At 44.4% G+C, this 19,000-nt stretch carries 19 protein-coding genes and 1 riboswitch; of the genes, 4 read left to right on the top strand and 15 right to left on the bottom strand.

Annotated elements, in window-relative coordinates; all coding sequences use genetic code 11:
* Nucleotides 1-109: 109 nt before the first annotated feature.
* The gene (locus tag K401_RS0123525; protein WP_024295242.1) at nt 110-1,801 is read right to left on the bottom strand and encodes a phosphoenolpyruvate carboxykinase (ATP); all 1,692 of its coding nucleotides are present in this window, start codon (nt 1,799-1,801) and stop codon (nt 110-112) included.
* 154 nt (nt 1,802-1,955) lie between these two features.
* Here K401_RS0123525 and K401_RS0123520 point away from each other — a divergent pair, with 154 nt between their 5' ends.
* Complete coding sequence (locus K401_RS0123520) at nt 1,956-2,921, top strand: pectinesterase family protein (RefSeq protein ID WP_024295241.1); 966 nt, start codon at nt 1,956-1,958, stop codon at nt 2,919-2,921.
* Nucleotides 2,922-2,972: 51 nt separating this feature from the next.
* Here K401_RS0123520 and K401_RS0123515 read toward each other — a convergent pair whose 3' ends face one another.
* The 5 genes from K401_RS0123515 to leuC all read right to left on the bottom strand — a co-directional run bounded on the left by K401_RS0123515 (nt 2,973) and on the right by leuC (nt 7,202).
* Nucleotides 2,973-3,437, bottom strand: a complete 465-nt coding sequence (locus tag K401_RS0123515; protein ID WP_024295240.1) for a NanQ anomerase/TabA/YiaL family protein — start codon at nt 3,435-3,437, stop codon at nt 2,973-2,975.
* Nucleotides 3,438-3,542: 105 nt separating this feature from the next.
* The gene (locus K401_RS0123510) at nt 3,543-4,427 is read right to left on the bottom strand and encodes a cell wall hydrolase (RefSeq protein WP_024295239.1); all 885 of its coding nucleotides are present in this window, start codon (nt 4,425-4,427) and stop codon (nt 3,543-3,545) included.
* A 310-nt stretch (nt 4,428-4,737) separates the two neighbouring features.
* Nucleotides 4,738-5,211 (bottom strand): Cys-tRNA(Pro) deacylase, encoded by a 474-nt coding sequence (gene ybaK, locus K401_RS0123505; protein WP_024295238.1) that lies wholly within the window; start codon nt 5,209-5,211, stop codon nt 4,738-4,740.
* Between the two features lie 223 nt (nt 5,212-5,434).
* Nucleotides 5,435-5,923: a 3-isopropylmalate dehydratase small subunit gene (gene leuD, locus K401_RS0123500; protein WP_024295237.1), complete on the bottom strand. Its 489-nt coding sequence runs from the start codon at nt 5,921-5,923 to the stop codon at nt 5,435-5,437.
* A gap of 13 nt (nt 5,924-5,936) precedes the next feature.
* Nucleotides 5,937-7,202 carry a 3-isopropylmalate dehydratase large subunit gene (leuC, locus tag K401_RS0123495; RefSeq protein ID WP_024295236.1) on the bottom strand — a complete coding sequence of 422 codons (1,266 nt, stop codon included), beginning with the start codon at nt 7,200-7,202 and terminating at the stop codon, nt 5,937-5,939.
* 201 nt (nt 7,203-7,403) lie between these two features.
* On the opposite strand from leuC, the gene K401_RS0123490 reads away from it, so the two are divergent.
* Nucleotides 7,404-8,306 (top strand): LysR family transcriptional regulator, encoded by a 903-nt coding sequence (locus tag K401_RS0123490; RefSeq protein ID WP_024295235.1) that lies wholly within the window; start codon nt 7,404-7,406, stop codon nt 8,304-8,306.
* A 149-nt stretch (nt 8,307-8,455) separates the two neighbouring features.
* Here K401_RS0123490 and ilvC read toward each other — a convergent pair whose 3' ends face one another.
* The 9 genes from ilvC to secG form a co-directional block, all read right to left on the bottom strand.
* Nucleotides 8,456-9,466, bottom strand: a complete 1,011-nt coding sequence (gene ilvC / locus K401_RS0123485; RefSeq protein ID WP_024295234.1) for a ketol-acid reductoisomerase — start codon at nt 9,464-9,466, stop codon at nt 8,456-8,458.
* A 111-nt stretch (nt 9,467-9,577) separates the two neighbouring features.
* Nucleotides 9,578-10,078 carry an acetolactate synthase small subunit gene (gene ilvN, locus K401_RS0123480; RefSeq protein WP_024295233.1) on the bottom strand — a complete coding sequence of 167 codons (501 nt, stop codon included), beginning with the start codon at nt 10,076-10,078 and terminating at the stop codon, nt 9,578-9,580.
* A gap of 100 nt (nt 10,079-10,178) precedes the next feature.
* A complete protein-coding gene (locus K401_RS33060; RefSeq protein WP_156945314.1) occupies nt 10,179-10,337 on the bottom strand; it encodes a nitroreductase family protein in 159 nt (52 codons plus the stop codon).
* A 59-nt stretch (nt 10,338-10,396) separates the two neighbouring features.
* On the bottom strand, nt 10,397-11,335 hold the full coding sequence (locus K401_RS0123470) for a cation diffusion facilitator family transporter (protein ID WP_051464083.1): 939 nt from the start codon (nt 11,333-11,335) through the stop codon (nt 10,397-10,399).
* A 115-nt stretch (nt 11,336-11,450) separates the two neighbouring features.
* Nucleotides 11,451-11,545, bottom strand: a riboswitch (NiCo riboswitch).
* 124 nt (nt 11,546-11,669) lie between these two features.
* A complete protein-coding gene (locus K401_RS0123465; protein ID WP_024295231.1) occupies nt 11,670-12,275 on the bottom strand; it encodes a metallophosphoesterase family protein in 606 nt (201 codons plus the stop codon).
* A complete protein-coding gene (locus K401_RS0123460; RefSeq protein ID WP_024295230.1) occupies nt 12,253-14,235 on the bottom strand; it encodes a BMP family ABC transporter substrate-binding protein in 1,983 nt (660 codons plus the stop codon). The genes K401_RS0123465 and K401_RS0123460 overlap by 23 nt, the downstream gene beginning before the upstream one ends.
* An 86-nt stretch (nt 14,236-14,321) precedes the next feature.
* Nucleotides 14,322-14,786, bottom strand: coding sequence for an SsrA-binding protein SmpB (gene smpB / locus K401_RS0123455; protein ID WP_024295229.1), 465 nt, complete (start codon nt 14,784-14,786; stop codon nt 14,322-14,324).
* Between the two features lie 15 nt (nt 14,787-14,801).
* A complete protein-coding gene (rnr, locus tag K401_RS0123450) occupies nt 14,802-16,910 on the bottom strand; it encodes a ribonuclease R (protein WP_029700984.1) in 2,109 nt (702 codons plus the stop codon).
* Nucleotides 16,911-17,084: 174 nt separating this feature from the next.
* Nucleotides 17,085-17,318, bottom strand: a complete 234-nt coding sequence (gene secG, locus K401_RS0123445) for a preprotein translocase subunit SecG (protein ID WP_013272878.1) — start codon at nt 17,316-17,318, stop codon at nt 17,085-17,087.
* 593 nt (nt 17,319-17,911) lie between these two features.
* Here secG and K401_RS0123440 point away from each other — a divergent pair.
* Together K401_RS0123440 and K401_RS0123430 are read left to right on the top strand one after the other, a co-directional pair.
* Nucleotides 17,912-18,619 carry a MarR family winged helix-turn-helix transcriptional regulator gene (locus tag K401_RS0123440; RefSeq protein WP_051464081.1) on the top strand — a complete coding sequence of 236 codons (708 nt, stop codon included), beginning with the start codon at nt 17,912-17,914 and terminating at the stop codon, nt 18,617-18,619.
* A gap of 181 nt (nt 18,620-18,800) precedes the next feature.
* Nucleotides 18,801-18,998 carry a hypothetical protein gene (locus K401_RS0123430; protein ID WP_024295225.1) on the top strand — a complete coding sequence of 66 codons (198 nt, stop codon included), beginning with the start codon at nt 18,801-18,803 and terminating at the stop codon, nt 18,996-18,998.
* Nucleotides 18,999-19,000 lie beyond the last annotated feature (2 nt).

The raw sequence follows: 19,000 nt of genomic DNA, 5'->3' as shown, positions 1-19,000 counted from the left end.
GTGTCAGTGAAACTAAGGAAAACAGGCTTTGCAAGCTTTTCTTAGTTGACGCGGCATTCGCAAAAAACAGAGACGAAAAAGGAGATCCCTTTTTCGTCTCTATGAAATTTTATTTCAGTTCTTCAACAATTTTCTGAAGGGCTGCCAGAGCATCATCAGGAAGTTTATCATAGCCTTCCTTAACAGTAGCAGTATTTGCAACGAATTTCACCCTGTCTTCCATACGGGCTTTTAACTGCTCCGCATAAACGGCATCGTCAAGATCCGGAACAAATCCTTCCCATTCAAAGATCTCGATATCAGAGAACGGTCCCCACTGCTTAAACTGGGCCGTCTTGTCCACGATGGCCTCCAGAATTCCCAAGGTATCCTTTGGCTGAACCTTCTTACCCATGAAATCGCCAGTATTAATAATGTAACAATCCACGTTCTTCTCTTCTACCAGCTTTTTGAATTTTTCATAGTCATTGACCAAAGGATAGGTTCTGAATGGGTTTGCATATGGAACAACTACCAGAGCATTTGGATCAGCTCCCGGTGCAAGACGCTCTGCTGATGATCTCTTGGTCGCAAGAGTCGCACCCATAACTGAGGCCAGGGAAGCACCTTTCAGCTTGACTACAGGTGGAATGGTCGGATCCTTCATGATCCAGAAAATAGCATTGACCGGCGCATCGATCTTATCCACACGGTTTGGAGACCACAGTTTTGACTTGATGGCACGTCCATTTCCGTTTCTGATGTCTTCTGTTACCAGCTGGATCTTTCCGTCTTCATCCATGGTACAGGAGCAGTTCTGGGCAGTTAAAAGATATTTATTATCTTCACAGCCGGTCGGATAATCCTGTGTTTTATCAAAGTATGTGGGTTCTATTGCCACAGATGAGCAGGTGTCAGTATTGATAATGAATGCATCATCATGAAGAACCGTAACATCATATTTTCCGCCATGCTTTGCATGGGTAATGGTGGATTTTCCTGAACCGGATAAACCAAATACAGATGCAACATATTTTGAACCATCGGTTAGGTTATATTCTTTCTGTCCGCCGTGACAGGAAGCATATCCGTTGCGGTTTGCAAGAGCCCAAACCATGGTAAGGGTGCCTTTTTTATGCTCTCCGAAGTATCTCATACCCAGGATTGCCGCACAGTTCTGGTCCGTATTAAAATAGCACAAACATTTTGGATCGCTTAAACAGGACAGATCTACACCGGGACGGTCAGAGCCGTTCCACTGAGGATCAGAGAAGATATAGATATCAGTTTCTTTTCCATCACCGACTGGCTTGGAAGCTTTATACATTTTTGCATATTCATCAGACATATACTGGAAGTTCAGCATCCAGTTATACAGAATATTTTCTTCGCCTTCCGGAATAAGAAGGTGAACTTTCACCATGAATTCAGGGTCAAGTCCGGCATAAACTTCTGCATGATACATTGTTTTCCAACGGGTCTCATAAACCGCATCCATAACCACCTTATCCAAAGCGCCGCAATTTACGCCGGGCTCTCCTGCAATTCTCCTTGCGGTTGCATAACGTCCGGTAATTGCACCATCGTTAAATAAGAGAACTTTGGCATCCCGCTCAAGACCAAACTCTTCTCCCCTGTATACCGGCATATCCGTTACTACGGTTCCCGGTGAATTCTTTGCCAAGTCATATGCCTCTCTAAGAGTGTTAACTTTAATAACATTGTTTCCATAAAACGGAGCTTCAATGATCGAACGCGTGGTTGCAAAACCTGGTTTGCCTTTTCCAATTTCATTGATTGGATAATATGCTTTTGTTGACATAGAATAATCCTCCTTTTATAAAATCCAAATTTGTTTCTATTATCTCACTTCGTTAAGAATAAGTCAATGATTTTTATTGCAATTATCCCAAAAAATGTATATATTTAATATATAATTTACATTATGTATACAATAAGCAAAAGAGAGGATAATTATGATTCACATTTCAAAAGATGGCACAGGAGATTTTAACAGCATTGGAGAAGCGCTTCGTTCCCTTCCAGCCGGTCATACCGGGGAACACATCCTCTACATTCACAAGGGACTTTATGAAGAACAGATTACCGTAACGATTCCAAATGTAACCTTTATCGGGGACGATGCAGAAGACACCATTCTCTCCTGCGGCCTTTATGCCCGCATGACCATGGAAGACGGGATGAAGCGGGGCACCTTCCGGACCTATTCCTGCCTGATCGACACCCATGATTTTACCGCCAGGAATCTCACCTTTGAAAACAGCGCCGGAAAGGGCGACGACGTTGGGCAGGCCATAGCCCTTTACGCAGACGGAGACCGGTTGTCTTTTGAAAACTGCCGTTTCCTTGGAAATCAGGATACTCTTTTTACAGGCCCCCTTCCTCCGAAGGAAATCGAACCCAATGGATTTATCGGTCCAAAGCAGCATGCTCCCCGGATCAATGGCAGACATTATTATAAAAACTGTTATGTGGAGGGGGATATTGACTTTATATTCGGCAGTGCCACGGCATATTTTGAAAGCTGTACCTTCTTCTCCAAATACACGGGAAAGGAAATCAGCAGCTATGTAACAGCCGCGTCCACTCCAGAAGGCCAGGAATACGGTTATGTCATGACAAACTGCCGTTTTGAAAGCAACTGCCCCCCGGACAGCGCATACCTGGGGCGCCCGTGGAGGGAGTATGGGAAAACCGTGCTGATAGACTGCTACATGGATGATCATATCTGCAAGGAAGGCTGGCATGATTGGAACAAAGATGCTGCTCATACCCATACCTTTTACGCCGAATACGGCAGCTTTGGCCCTGGAGGCGTAATGAAGGAACGGCCGGACTGGATCCGCCGTCTGACAGAATCCCAGCTTAAAAAGTTCACAAAAGAAGCCGTCCTGTCCGGGCAGGATGACTGGCAGCCATAAATAAATATGGGAGCCAATCCCCTATAAAAAGGATTGGCTCCCGTTTTTTGATCAGTTCTCTTTGATTTTAACAATCACTTTTTTAATAAAGGCCGGTTCACCGGCAGCTGCCTTTGGCTTATGGCCATCCCAAGGATTGAAAATCATATATTCTCCAGCCTTTACTACCACTTTTAAGCCTGGATTTTCATTGTCGTAAAATACAACATCTTTTTCTTCGTTATAAGGTACTTTTTCAGCCAGTTCATCGATTCGTGCATATGTCATGGTTTCTGAACCGGATATCATATATTGGATATCTGTATAATTATGGTGGGCTTCGTACTTGGCTTCCTCCCAGGGAACCGTTGTGTACTCTGTTACATTGGCAAAGACATTCTTGCCGTCAATCTCATATTTGCCTGGCGCCAGGCTCTCCAAATCAGTGTTCTTAAGAAAATCAACTGCCTTTTCGTATCTTCCATCCATTCCGAGATTTCTGTAAAAATCAAGGTTTTTTGCTGAGTCGAAAATCATAATCATACTCTCCTTTTATGTATCGTATAGTTTTGACAGCAGACTCCAAGGGTACCTGCCGGACACATATAGTATACACCTAAAGCAGAATATTCTACAATGTTTTTATTTAAAAAATTCATGGTTCCCATGCTGAAACAAGTAAGTCAGATGAGAATCAAACCAGCTCACCGCACCTCTCCTGGAGCCTCCCCGGTACATAAAATACAGGGCTCCATTGGAGTAATCCTCTCCGGCCAAAGCGCGGTCAACACACTGTCTTGTATCATCAGTTACTTTTACGGAATTAATGCTGCCGTTTGACACCGGCGAAAACTGGGAAGGTGCATAGACGACCCCTTTCACCGTATCCGGAAATTGTCCGCTCTTCACACGGTTTAAAATTACGTTGGCAACAAGTATCTTTCCTCTGTCATCACAAATACCGGCCTCAGCCTGCACGATCCGCAGCAATACCTGATAATCGTCCTGAGATACGGACATGGCATGAACGGCCTTTTCTTCTTCTGCCTTCTTTGCAGCCTCTTCTGCCGCTTTTCTCGCTTCTTCCGCCTTTTGGGCCGCTTCTTCTGCCTGCCGTTTTGCCTCTGCTTCCAAAGCGATCCGGGCATTGATCCGCCGGGTCTCCGCCTGGGATTCTTCCTCCAGCTCCTGCTTTTGGATTACTTCTTTTTCCAGAAAATTGCCGGCAAGCTGCTGTGCCTGCATCCGGGATTCTGTAAGCTTTATCTGGGCCTTTGCCTGGGCAACGGTTTCTTCTTTCACTTCTTCCTGATCCGTGACGTCTTCTGATTCCGGCGTTTCTGCAAATGCCGTTAAAGCATTCCTGCCGCCGCTTCCAAATCCTGCTGAGGTAAATGCCACAACAGTAATAATTGCTGCACCCGCCATGAAAACTGCGGAAGAACGATACATCCGCTTTGTGACCTTAAGGGTCATCCCTCTGAAGAATTGACAAATCTGCTGAAGGATAGAGCGTAGTGTAAGCATACATACACCTCTTTCTCTTATATCACTTGCCTGAGCTGAGGGCGCACTCCACAGCCGTTTCTTGGTAACGTCCGTAATTATAGAAGAAGCCTGCCAAAAAAGTCAATGGCCATTTAACATTTTTGTGATATTTTAATTTCTAAATTTTTACCTCCTATTTTGTTTTGTGTATATTATACATATAATCCATGTATATTTTTAATCTATTTGTAATATTTATATATGTATATTTTACAATAGTGTTACATTTATGTTAATTATTGTGTTATGAGGCAATGGCTTGTCTCTCTCATTTTTTGTTTTATGTAAACTAATCCTGCATTAAAGGGGCAAATCTACCCTTTATGAACTCAATCAGGGTCTGTGGAGAGATGACGATCTGCTGTCCTCTCAGCCCTCCGCTGACGACAATTTCCGAATAAGAAAGGGCTGATTCCTCGACAAATGTCGGAAATTGTTTTTTCATGCCTATGGGAGAACAGCCTCCCCGAATGTATCCGGTAATATTCTGCAAATCTTTCATGGGAATCATCTCCACCTTCTTTTCTCCGGCAGCCTTCGCCACTTTTCTCAAATCCAGTTCTCCATCCACCGGAATGCAGCAGACCAGATATCCCATTTTCTCTCCTTTTAATACAAGAGTTTTAAATACGCTTCCGTGATCCGCCCCCATCATATCCGCTGCGTGGCTGCCGGATAAATTCTGTTCATCCACTTCATATTCCCTGGTTGCATATTCAATCTTTGCCTTGTCAAGCATACGCATTGCATTTGTTTTTACCATGTTGTTCAGCTCCTTGAATTTTTTTCTAATTATAATACGTATTTCCACTATTGGCAATGCCGGGATGTCAAATACCCCGCAGCAGGCTGCAGGGTATCTGACCGGCGGCAACCGTCAAAATCAGGGCTTGATCTTGGCTCGCTGCCATTGGATAAGTAAAAAGTCCGCAACAGCCGGATACAGTTCCTGACAATTGCGGACGTTTTTTCCATGGAAAAACCAGTTACTTTTTCTTATTTATATAAGGAAATAATCCTCCGGCTGAAATAATCTCCTGCATAAAAGGAGGAAATGCCTGTCCCTGAAAGGATTCACCGGTGGTCTTATCAGTGATGATACCACTGTCAAAATCCACCTCCACCTCATCTCCCGCCTCTATGGCACTGGCAGCCTCCGGACACTCTATAATAGGAAGACCGATGTTAATGGCATTCCGGTAGAAAATCCTGGCAAAGGTCTCAGCAATAACACAGCTCACTCCGGCGCACTTGATTACCAGGGGAGCGTGTTCTCTGGAGGAACCGCATCCAAAGTTTTTATTTGCGACAATAATGTCCCCTTTTTTCACATTGGTTACAAAATCTTTGTCAATATCTTCCATACAGTGTTTTGCCAGTTCATTCCCGTCGGTGATATTTAAATATCTGGCAGGAATGATAACATCCGTATCCACGTTATCTCCATATTTAAAAACAGATCCACATGCCTTCATATTTTATGACCTCCTATAATCCCAGTTCATCCGGCGCAGAGATATGGCCAGTAATCGCACTTGCAGCAGCCACCGCAGGACTGGACAGGTATACCTCTGAGTCCACGTGACCCATCCGCCCTACAAAATTCCGGTTCGTGGTGGAAATACAGCGCTCTCCTGCCGCCAGGATTCCCATATAGCCGCCAAGACACGGGCCGCAGGTCGGGGTGCTGACTACAGCTCCGGATTCGATGAAGATTTCCAAAAGTCCTTCCTTCATGGATTGGAGATAGATTTCCTGAGTAGCGGGAATCACAATGCAGCGTACATTTTTTGCCACCTTCCGCCCTTTCATAACAGCAGCAGCTATGCGCATATCGTCAAGCCTGCCGTTGGTACAGGAGCCGATCACCGACTGATCCACCTTAATCTCATCAAAGGTACCCATGGTCCTGGTATTTTCAGGAAGGTGAGGGAAGGAAACCGTAGGCTCTAACTTGGATAAATCAATGGTGTAAACCGCATCATACTCTGCATCCTCATCTGCCTCATATATTTTGAAGTCACGCTTAGAGTGGTCCTTCATGTATTGAATGGCTAAATCGTCCACCGGAAAAATTCCGTTCTTTCCGCCTGCTTCAATGGCCATGTTGCAAATGGTAAAGCGGTCATCCATGGACAAATTCCTGATGCCTTCTCCGGAAAATTCCATGGACTTATATAAGGCGCCATCCACACCGATCATGCCTATGATGTGCAGAATGACATCCTTGCCGCCAACCCATTTGGAAGGCTTTCCCACCAGCTCAAATTTTATTGCAGAAGGCACTTTAAACCAGGCTTTACCTGTCACCATGCCTGCCGCCATATCCGTACTGCCAACACCGGTGGAAAAAGCTCCCAGCGCTCCGTAGGTACATGTATGGGAATCCGCTCCAATGACTGCATCTCCTGCAACCACCAGTCCTTTTTCCGGAAGAAGGGCATGTTCGATTCCCATCTGTCCCACATCGAAATAATTGGAAATTTCGTGTCTGCTGGCAAAATCACGGCAGCATTTGCAGTTTTCTGCGGATTTAATATCCTTATTAGGAATAAAATGGTCCATGACCAGGGCGATCTTATCTTTATGAAAGACCGTTTCCTTATTAAATTTCTCCATTTCCTTAATGGCAACCGGAGATGTAATATCATTTCCCAAAACCAGATCCAGCTCCGCTTCAATCAGCTGTCCTGCTTTTACCTGGGAAAGCCCTGCATGGGCTGCCAAAATTTTCTGGGTCATCGTCATTCCCATTGTCGCGTCCTCCTGTTAATTTATCGCTATTGCCGTTCAACCATTCCATCATAATTTGGCGGGCTGAAAACGCTTACCAATGGGTGAACTGCAACATCATTTTCCTGCTTTACATTCTAACATACTTATTGATATAATAGAAATACATAATATGAATATTTAATATAATAGTTAGTTATAAAAATGAAAGGAAACCTTATCATGGATCAAAACCTTTCCCAATATAAGATATTTTATGAGGTTGCAAAAGCCGGCAATATTTCTAAGGCTGCAAAAGAGCTTTACATCAGCCAGCCTGCCATCAGCAAATCCATCAGCAAGCTGGAGGACAGCCTGGAGGTGGCTTTATTTACGCGAAATTCCAGAGGCGTCCAGCTTACGGAAGAGGGAAAGCTTCTATATAATCATACAAAGGCTGCTTTTGAGGAATTAAACCGGGGAGAACTGGAACTGAAACGGGTTAAGGATTTTAATATCGGGCACTTAAGAATCGGTGTCAGCAACACCCTTTGCAAGTACATCCTCCTTCCTTATTTAAAGGGATTCATTGAGAAGTATCCTCATATTAAGATCACCATTGAAAGCCAGTCCACTTCCCATACAATCATCATGCTGGAGCAGCAGCGGATTGATCTGGGACTGATTGCAGAGCCTACCAACCGGCGCCCTCTTTTATTTAAGCCGGTTATGGATATTCAGGATATTTTTGTTGCAACCAAATCCTATCTGGATAACCTGTATTTGAGGGAAGGTCCGGATGCAGACCTTTTTCAGACAGGGAATATCCTCCTTTTGGATAAAAACAACATGACCAGGAAATACATTGATGAATACCTCAATGAAAACCATATTGTTCCAAACCAGCTTTTGGAAGTCACCACCATGGATCTGCTGATTGAATTCGCAAAAATCGGGCTGGGGATCGGGTGTGTGATCAAGGAATTTGTCCAGGAAGAACTGGACAGGGGAGATTTGATCCAGATTCCCATGGAAATGGCCATCAGGAAGAGGACCATTGGGTTTGCTTATAACCCCAGCGGAATGTCCACTGCTATGGAAAATTTTTTTGAAGCCATGAGAGACGCTGGGATCCCGACTAAATAAAGAATCTGCATTGCAGACTCCCGTACCAAAGCGCGGCTGCTTAGCTGCCATAGGAGTTTCCATATATTATAGAAGAAACCCGGAAAAAGGCAATCCTTTTTCCGGGTTTCTTCTATATATATGGGCTATCGCCCGCAGCTAAGAAAATCTTAGTTATCGATCAGCTTTCCGCCGTCATTCCAGCTGTACAGCTTACGAAGCTCGCTTCCTACCTTTTCCAACTGGTGAGAAGCCTCTTTTTTTCTAACAGCATTAAAGTGAGCACAACCCACCTGGTTCTCCAACAGCCAGTCCTTGGCAAAGGTTCCATCCTGAATATCTGCAAGAACCTGCTTCATTGCCTTCTTTGTCTCGTCGGTAATGATCTTTGGTCCTGTGATATAATCACCGTATTCGGCAGTATTGGAAACGGAATATCTCATTCCTGCAAAGCCGCTTTCAAAAATCAGGTCCACGATCAGCTTCATCTCATGAATACATTCGAAATAAGCATTCTCAGGAGCATATCCGGCTTCTACCAGAGTTTCAAAGCCTGCCTTCATCAGTGCGCAAACGCCTCCGCACAATACAGCCTGCTCACCAAAAAGGTCTGTCTCTGTCTCAACCTTAAAGGTTGTCTCCAACACGCCTGCTCTTGCGCCGCCTAACGCCAATGCATAAGCAAGGGCCTTGTCCTTTGCCTTGCCTGTGTAATCCTGATGAACAGCAACCAGACATGGAGTTCCTCTGCCTACCAGATATTCGTTTCTTACGGTATGGCCGGGAGCCTTTGGTGCGATCATGGTAACATCCACATTCTTTGGAGGAACGATCTGTCCAAAGTGAATGGCAAAGCCATGAGCAAACATCAGCATGTCCCCATCCTTTAAATTAGGCTCTACGGACTCCTTGTACATGGCAGCCTGTTTCTCATCATTGATCAAAATCATGATGATGTCAGCCTTTTTTGCAGCCTCTGCTGCTGTATAAACAGCTAATCCCTGTGCCTCAGCTTTGGCCCAGGAACTGCTTCCCTCATAAAGTCCTACAATCACATCGCATCCGGACTCCTTTAAATTAAGTGCATGGGCATGGCCCTGGCTGCCGTATCCAATCACTGCAATGGTCTTACCTTCCAATAAGGATAAATTGCAATCTTCCTGATAGTAAATCTTTGCCATCTTTTATTTCCTCCTCATATACTGACTCTTGATATATTTTTGTTAAAGGAACCCTGCCGACGACTCACTGTCCGCCTTTGGCAATACCTCTAGCTTACAAATCCAGACTGCCTATGGCAGATAACGGACATCGTCAGAGCCTCTTGAAAGCCCTGTAAGGCCGGTTCTCGCAAGCTCTAAAATTTCGTAATCTTCCAGCAAATTAATGACTGCATCAAGCTTTGACTGATCTCCTGTCAGCATGACGGTCACGGAATCCCTGCCCACATCCACAATGGTAGCTCTGAAAATATCGGCTATGGCACAGATCGCCTGACGTTCACTGGCATTGGCATGTACCTTGACCAGAATAAGCTCCCTGTAAACAGAATGGCCCGGCTTTAATTCTTTGATATCCCTTACATCTTCCAGCTTTCGCAGCTGCTTTTCAATCTGGTCTAAAATCTCCTGATCGCCTGTGGACACCACTGTCATCCTGGAATATCTCTCATCCGCAGTCACACCTACCGTAAGGCTTTCAATATTATAGCCACGGCGGCTAAACAGTCCTGCCACACGGCTTAAAACGCCGGAGGTGTTATCAACCAACAATGATAATACAATTCTCTCCATCCATATCCCCGCCTTTTTGTATAGTAATTTAAATGATAGCAATCCATCATCTATTTGTCAACTAAATAATAGGAATGTGTATTATAATTTGAAGTTATATCTAAAAATACAGGTTAAATGAAAGGCCACGCACTTTCCTTACGCAGCCCCTTTTCCTTCCAGCTTCCAGGATGGCATAAAGCTCTTCCTTTGTTATTTGTTTTGAGGAGTAGCTGCGCACACTCCTCCTCTCCACCAGATTTTTAATGGTTTCTTTCATTTTATCTGCCTCCTGTCAAACGTAAAATCTTCTTATTATTATATCACAGGAGGGAAAACCTACAAGCACCTTTGATCATTTTGCTGAATTTCAGTTTCAGGTAATGGATTCACATGTACCATGCAGTGCTTTACATCGGGAAAATGCTTCTCAATGGACAGATGGACGTTCTCTGCGATTTCATGGGATTCCACAAGAACCAGGTTCCCCTCGGCAGCGATCTCAATGTCCACATACACTTTAGCGCCGAACATCCTGGTCCTGATATCATCAATCTGCTTCACTCCCATGACCGCCATGGCAGATTCCTTCATTTTCTGGACCGTTTCATCATCGCAGGCTTTATCCACCATCTTATCCATTGCATCCCGAAAAACATCGATGGCTGCCTTGCCGATAAAAATACAGATGACCCCACTGGCCAAAGAGTCCAGAACCGGATAGCCTAGTCTTGCTCCGGCAATGCCGATCATGGCTCCCACGGAAGACAGAGCGTCGGAGCGGTGATGCCAGGCATCCGCCATGACTGCGCCTGAATGTATCTTCTTTGCCGCCGCCCTTGTGTACCAGTACATCCATTCCTTTACAGCTATGGACATAACTGCGGCAAACAATGCCAACAGTCCCGGAATAACGGCTTCTTCCCCATTTCCCGCCGCGATCTTCTTCACTCCGCTTATTCCAATAACCATTCCCGTAGCCATGAGCATAGCTGACAGGATAATGGCCGCCACACATTCCATACGGTCATGGCCGTATGGATGCTCCTTATCTGACTTTTTACCGGCTATGTTTACCCCTATGATGACCACAATTGTGCTTAATACATCGGATGCCGAATGTACCCCATCGGAAATCATAGCTCCGGAGTTGGCCAGGATGCCGGCCGCCAGCTTAAACACCGAAAGAAACAGATTGATCACAATGGTGACCATTGATACGTGCATGGCAATGCCTCTCGGATCTCTTTCCCTTTTCCTTTTAAAAATCCGTTCCATAACAGTTACCCCCATTGAATAAGATAGCCTTATGGCACCTGCATTAAGTCCCCAATCTGTTTATTTTCATATTTCGTAACACAAAAAATGCACCTGTGGAACAATACGAGTAAACTACTGTCCCACAGATGCATGAAAGTCATCCGTTGTCGCACTTGGCAACCCGGCCCTATAGCTTATAATAGCTATCGCCTGTTCAGTTTGTACTGTAGATTTATGCAGTGCAAAGAGTGTCTCTACATCTTATAAAAATAGAGCCAGATTGTCGATACTCCGATTGAGGTTTTATCCATCAGGCTTCTCTTATATCATATGTAACCGCTGGTTTAAAATGTTACAGATTTTCCGGGTACTCGATAATATAATATTCATATGCATTGACAACTGTTGTACAGCCATACTGGTCTTCTCTCTTAAAGCACTTACCATAATTGGCATGGACGTGTCCATGAAGAAAGTATTTGGGACAATACTTGTCCATTAATGTCTTAAAACAGGAAAATCCCTGATGAGGCAGGTCCGGCAGATCGTTGAGCTGATATGCCGGGGCATGGGTGACCAAAATATCAAAGCCTTTGTTTTTCTTAAGCTTCCACCACAGTTTTTTGATCCTCCGTTCCATCCCCCGTTCCGTGTACTGGTTTGGCGAGCCGGGAATGTATTGCATGGAACCGCCCAGCCCCATTATCCGGATTCCTTGAAAGGTCACAATATCATCCTCAATGCAGGTACAGCCCTCAGGAGGACACTCCTCATACCTTCCATCATGGTTTCCCCTGACATAAAAGACCGGGGCATGGGAAAATGTAGCAAAAAATGTAAGGTAATTCGCCCTTAAATCACCGCAGGAAATGATCAAATCAATGTCCTTCAATTTTTCCGGCGAATAATATTCATAGAGTGATTTTGACTCATGATCAGACAGTACCAGGATCTTCACGCTGTTCCTCCATATCCGTATTTTCGTATATTGTCTGTCCCTGGAGACGTACCAGAGACCGAGCTTCCTCCGTAAGCTCGTCAAATGCCGGAATCTGTCCAACCACATTTTCTGTCAGCCAGTTCATGGTGGTTATTTCCTCAGGAGTAAGACTAGCGTTTTCCTTACACTGGATCTTCCCATCCTGAGAATAAATGATTCCTTCAAAAGGCTGGAAGCTTCCTGCCCGTATGGAATTTCTTAAAAATGCGATCAGCCGGCTGGTACCGTGAGGCAGATTTTTGGAGCAGATGACATCGATCACGTCTGCCGACATTCCCCACCAGTAATTTATTGCCTGCTTTCCCTTCATTTCCTTCCGGTCAAAATCCCCACGGCATATGATGTTGACAATTCTTTCATAGAATTTGCCCCAATGCCAGATGGGTGTGGCCAGGTTTTTAAGTCGTCCATCCGGATTCTTCTGGTAAAGCCCATATTCCCTGGAGGGTGTCTGGGGAGTTATCATATCATCCCCTGAAATAAAGGTGATTCCCTCTTTTCCAAACTCTGCCTGGGGCTCCCTGTCTCTCACCCTTGACCATTCTAAGTACACCTTGGCATATGGATTGATCATCCTTGCTCCCAGGGCAAATGCATTGATGTTTGCGATGTTGCCGTAAATGGGATAATCAGCAATATATCCGATCTTCTCATCCTGGGACATGGAAGCCGCCAGTGCGCCCATGAGAAATTTCGATTCATACATCCTTCCATAGTAAGTGCAGATGGAAGAATAGGACATATTAACGGAACAGTTGAAAACCGTTACCTCCGGATGATCGATTGCGGTTTTCACACTTAAATTAATCATCTGGGAGGCAGTGGTGAATATCACGTTGCACCTGGCAGCAATAGCCATTTCAATGGCGCCTGCGATCTCAGGTTCGGAATCTGCGTTAAAAAAGGCTGTGGTCTGTATGGCGCCGTCAAAAGCCTGCTCCAGATGCATCCGGCCCAGCTCATGGCCATATGTCCAGCTTGAAGTTTCCGCTGTTTTTGCATGGATAAAAGCGATCTTCAGCATATGAGGTTCAATGGTCTGGAACGGGCGCAGCCAGTTGATGAGCTTAAGAGGACTGCTATCTGATGCTTCTTCGATTTCATCCGGCTGTTCCACCAAAGCAATCTTATTGCCTCTGGAAGCCAGAAGAAGTTCATCCTTTATCTTGACCAGATCTTTTTTTATTTGTCCCTCGATCCTGTCCTTTACCTCATCATATCCCAACAACTCCACATAGATGAGAAAAGCATCGGAACATGTCATATCATAATCATCACCGCCAAAGGCATGAAATGCTTTGGAAAAACGGTCATAGGCGGATTTAAAAACGATTCTGTCATCCTCACTCCAAAGCTCTCCCGTATTCTTATTCATGGCTTTGATCAGTTTATCATAGCTTCCTTCTTTGCTGAACCACACGTCGCAGTTAAAGGATACCTGATAGAAATCCAGAAATTCGTAGTAAAGCCTGTTGTCCAGATTATCGTTCCGTTTTGGAATCAGGCGGGTGACAGAGGCTGAAATGCTGAAAGCACCTACATATTTTAAAACACTGACCCTTTTATTGCCTTCCTGAACGTAATACTGGTTCATAAATTCATAGGCTACAATTGGATCATGGATTCCCTCTTCAATCTGACGGTCATACAAATATGCCCATTTCGCTCCAAATTCCGATTTTTCCGACAAAAGGGGCATAAAATTACTGGCAAAGGCGCTGGTGCGTCCCTCTGTTTTTGTACCTACCACCTTTTCCAGAGGAATATCCATGATCCCCAAGCTCACTTCAGAAACAATATCCGTATAGGACAGTATTTCATCAAGGACCGGCAGATACGGATATTCTCCCTTTGATACGGAAGCCTGATATTGTCTGCGGCCCCGCCTTAATGCCCCCACATAATCATATAATGCCATCCGCTTTTCCTCCATCTTTTAATAAGGCTATTTTAGCATTAAAACAGTCTTCTGTACAGATTTAGGAGGCTTAAAGTGTCTCCCAGCTAAAGATTCCTCACCTTAAAGTCTCTTTCCAATTCCCTTTTTTGATCCTTTTTAGCAATGTCTTCTCTCTTATCATATAGTTTTTTACCTCTGGCAAGGCCAATTTCCACCTTTACCAGGCTTCCCTTAAAATATACCTGAAGCGGAACCAGGGTATACCCCTTCTGAGCAATCTTTGCATCCAGTTTTCCGATCTCGGCCTTGTGAAGCAGCAGCTTTCTGACCCTTAAAGGGTCTTTGTTAAAGATATTCCCTTTTTCATATGGGCTGATATTCATTCCACAGACATAAACTTCTCCTTTGTCGATCCTGACAAAGGATTCCTTAACACTGCATTTGCCCATGCGGATGGATTTTACTTCCGTTCCGGCCAGTTCAATGCCGGCCTCATATTTTTCATCAATAAAATAATCGTGATATGCCTTTTTGTTGTTGGCAATTAATTTGAAACTTTCTTTCCCCATTTTACAATCCTCCTGTTATTCCTCTTCAAAATCCTTCGCCGGAATAAAGTCGATGGTACGCAAAAGCTTATCCGTACCCGCCACTATAACCCGGATAGGCTGACCAAGTTTATAGGTTTTCCTGGTCATTTCACCTACCAGCTCATAATGCTCTTCATCAAAACGATAATAATCATCCTGAAGCTGATTCACATGAATCAATCCTTCCACAGTATTGGGAAGTTCCACATAAAGCCCCCAGTTTGTCACTCCAGAGATCACTCCGTCAAACTCTTCTCCAATATGCCTTTCCATATATTCACACTTTTTAAGCTTAATGGTCTCCCGCTCCGCTTCATCGGCTCTCCGCTCTGTGACAGAGGACTGGACAGACACCTGCTGAAGTATCTTATCGTAATGGCTGATCCTCTTTTCCGTTAAACCTGCCCTTAAGTTCTCTTTTATAATCCGGTGGATCTGCAAGTCCGGATACCTTCTGATGGGCGAAGTAAAGTGAGTATAATATTTGGCAGCCAGACCAAAATGGCCGGTATTTGCCACCGTATATTTGGCCTGCTTCATGGAACGCAGGGCCAGACGGCTGATCAGGGCTTCCTCCGGCGTATCCTCCGCATTGGCTAGGAGCTTCTGGACTTCCTTGGGATAAACTTCTCCATTGTGGAAACGGATGGAATATCCAAAATTGTTGATCAGCGTGGCAAGACTCTTCATCTTTTCCGGATCCGGGTTGTCATGGGTCCGGTAAAGAAAAGGGATCTCCTGCCAGAAATAATCCTCTGCAACTGTTTCATTTGCCATGAGCATAAAATCCTCGATGATTTTAGTCGCTGCATTTCTTTCATAAGGCTTAATCTCCAATGGCTTTCCCCGCTCATCAAGAATCACCTTTGTCTCCGGGAAGTCAAAATCAATGGAACCTCTCTTTTTCCTCTTTTCCCGCAGAATACCGGCCAGTTCCTTCATCTGCTCAAACATGGGAATAAATTCCTCATATTCTTTCATCACTGCCTCATAATGATCGGTCACAATGGCATTCACTGCCGTATAGGTCATTCTCCGGTCTACGTTTATGACGGTCTCTGCAATTCTATGTCCCATTACGTTGCCGTTTCCATCAATGTCCATGATGCAGCTTAAAGCCAGACGGTCTTCCCCTTGATTCAGGGAGCAGATTCCGTTTGACAGCTTATGAGGCAGCATGGGGATTACCCGATCCACCAGATATACACTGGTCCCTCTCCTTAAGGCTTCCTCATCCAAAGGGCTGTTTTCCGTCACATAATTGGTAACATCCGCGATATGAACGCCTAAAGTATAGATTCCATCCTTTTTTGATATGGTGATGGCATCGTCAAGATCCTTTGCATCTTCTCCATCAATGGTAACTGTCTGCAAACTTCTAAGATCCAGACGTCCCTGCATATCTTTTCCGCTAATTGCATCCGGAACTGCTGCAACCTGTTTCATCACACTGTCTGGAAATTCCTCCGGAAGCCCGTATGCCCTTACAATGGAAAGAATATCCGTACCCGGATCGTTAACATGTCCAAGAATCTCCGTTATAATCCCTTCCGGCTTCCGTTCTGCCCCTCCGAAATCAGTAACTTTAACCACCACCTTGTGGCCGGTCATGGCACCCATATCCTTGCCCTGTGGAATGAATACATCCTTTGAAATTTTCTGGTTATCCGGGATAACAAAACCAAAATTCTTATTTTTCTGATAATACCCTATGATCTGCCCATTGGCATGCTCCAGCACCTTGACAACATGGCCTTCCGCCCTTTTTCCGTTTCCTGGCTTTGATTCGGCGGATACCAGCACCGTATCCCCGTGAAGGGCGCCGCCTGTTTTATCTTCCGGAATATAAATATCCTGATCCAGTCCTTCCACCGTAACAAAACCAAAGCCCTTGGAATGTCCAAAAAATATTCCGGCAATGGAACCTAAGTCCGGTTTTCCGTATTTTCCTTTTTGTGATATACCGATCTTTCCTTCTGCCAAAAGTGTATCCAGTACCTCTTTTAAATCTTCCCTTTGATCCTTGGGAATATCAAAAAGCATAGCCAGCTCCTTTAATTTCATAGGCACATAGGCAGGGTCTTCAAACAGCTGGAGAAGCATGGCTTTCCGCTGCATTAATTGTTCTTCTGTCATTGTCTTCCTCTCTTAAATATCATTTTTATCTATTAATCTTTTATTCTTTTCTTTATTATCCGCACTTTACCGGGAGGTATTACAAAATCTTCCCATAATGTGAAAAAAACACCCTTGTTACCATACAAGAGTGTTTTGTCCTTACAGTATATTCAGATTCAGTACCAGTGCCAGAATAAAAAACAGGACTGCTCCGTATTTTGTGAATTTCTCCAGCTTTCCTTCCATGGAACGGCCTTTATTTTTGCCCCAGTAGGTATCTGCCATACCGCCGATAGAACCCAGGCCCTGACTCTTTCCTTCCTGTAAAAGAATTATTGCTGATAAAGCAACACATATGATAACAAATATGATTGATAAAATAATCCTGATCACGTTTCCACCTCCTATAGTCAAACACAGGTTATCATACCATAATTTTTCTGAAAATACAATATATTTTTATATTTTAATATTCATTGGCTCATATAACCCAGCATCAGGTCCCTGACCTTAATCTGTATCCAAAGATTTTCTTTTACCACTTTCTGCTGCGTCTTGGAAATGATCACATCTCATAAGAAAACTCTCTCTGATTTTTTGACCTTATTATTAATAGAAGCTTCTTAATTTCTCACCCTCCTTTGATAAACATTCAACTCTTTTACCTGCAGGATTTTTTATAAGCTGATTTCCTTTGTCTCCACCCCGCCTATATCCTTATTCTTTATTCTTCCTCCTTTTGCCTGTCACGCTCCAGGTATGTCTTTCCACCTTTCCATGTTCCTGACTCCCGGCTTATCCGGACTTTTAGAGAATTTGCTTCTTCCCTCTTACTTTATATTGAAATTTATTGATTGAAAATACTCCGGCATAAGAAGCAAAGAATAAACAGGTACCTTTCAAAAATTTTCTTGACATTTTCATCAGGTACCATTACAATGTATTTAAGGTACCTGATTAACTTTCAAATTTAGGAGGTAGTTATTATGATGGAAGATAATTTTACAGAGCTTTACGAAAAGCTCTCAAGGCTTCAATGGCTTTTACAGCGTCACCATTTACAGCAACATGCACAGCACGGCCCCATGGCCGATCCAACCCGGGGGCAAGGCAGGGTTTTGGCAATGCTCAAAATGCAATCGGAAATCAGCACAAAAGACTTGTCTTATCTGCTGGGGATTCGGATACAATCCCTTAATGAGCTTCTTAACAAGCTGGAGAAAGGCGGTTATATCACCCGCACTCCTTCAGAAGCTGACAGACGCGTCATGCTGGTACAGCTCACGGAAAAAGGAAAAAATGAGCAGCAGCCCCGCTCGGATTTTGGAGATATTTTCAACTGCCTCAGCGAGGAGGAACAAACCTTATTCGGTGAGTATCTCGACCGCGTCATCGCGGCACTTGAAGCCCAGCTTGGGGATGATGAGGACAGCGAAAGGCTGGAATGGCTTCGCTCTGCCCGTGAGAGGATGGGAAATGAACGGTTTGAGACAATGTTTATGCATGGCGGCCGGCACCCGTTTGGCCGCAGAGAAGACTATCATGGCTGGCAGAACAGAAGGCCGGGAGATTCTCATGGCGCCGGACATTTTGAACCAGGCTGCAATGATCCAAGACTCAACGGACACGGACCAAATTTCTTTGGCAGGCCGACGCCTCCTCCGCCCAAAACTCCCCACGATGACGAAGAATAAATAATGATACCCAGCAATAACAGCATTGGCGCTGTCTTTCCAAAAGCCATTTGGCAGCGCCTTTATTTTTTTGCGCCTTTTTTCAGGCAGAAAGGAGTTATTATGTCTTTTATTATACTTTTCATTTATGGAATAAACCATCTCATCCGTACCATGTTCGATCAAAAAGAAGGGGCTGCCAATGCTTAGAATTTTGAAACGGCTGCCTCCTGTAAAAACCATACTGGCCATTATGTTCCTGCTTATACAAACGGGAAGCGCCCTGTATCTCCCTTATCTCACGGCAGGCATTGTTGACAAGGGCATCGCAGCTGGAGACATCGGCTATATCTGGAGGCAGGGCGGCCTTATGCTGATCTTTACCCTTTGCAGGGCTTGACC

The organism is Lacrimispora indolis DSM 755 (assembly GCF_000526995.1).
Taxonomy (GTDB): Bacteria; Bacillota; Clostridia; order Lachnospirales; family Lachnospiraceae; genus Lacrimispora; species Lacrimispora indolis.
The sequence above is the reverse complement of the archived record's forward strand: the minus strand, read 5'-3'. Positions and strand labels throughout refer to the sequence as shown.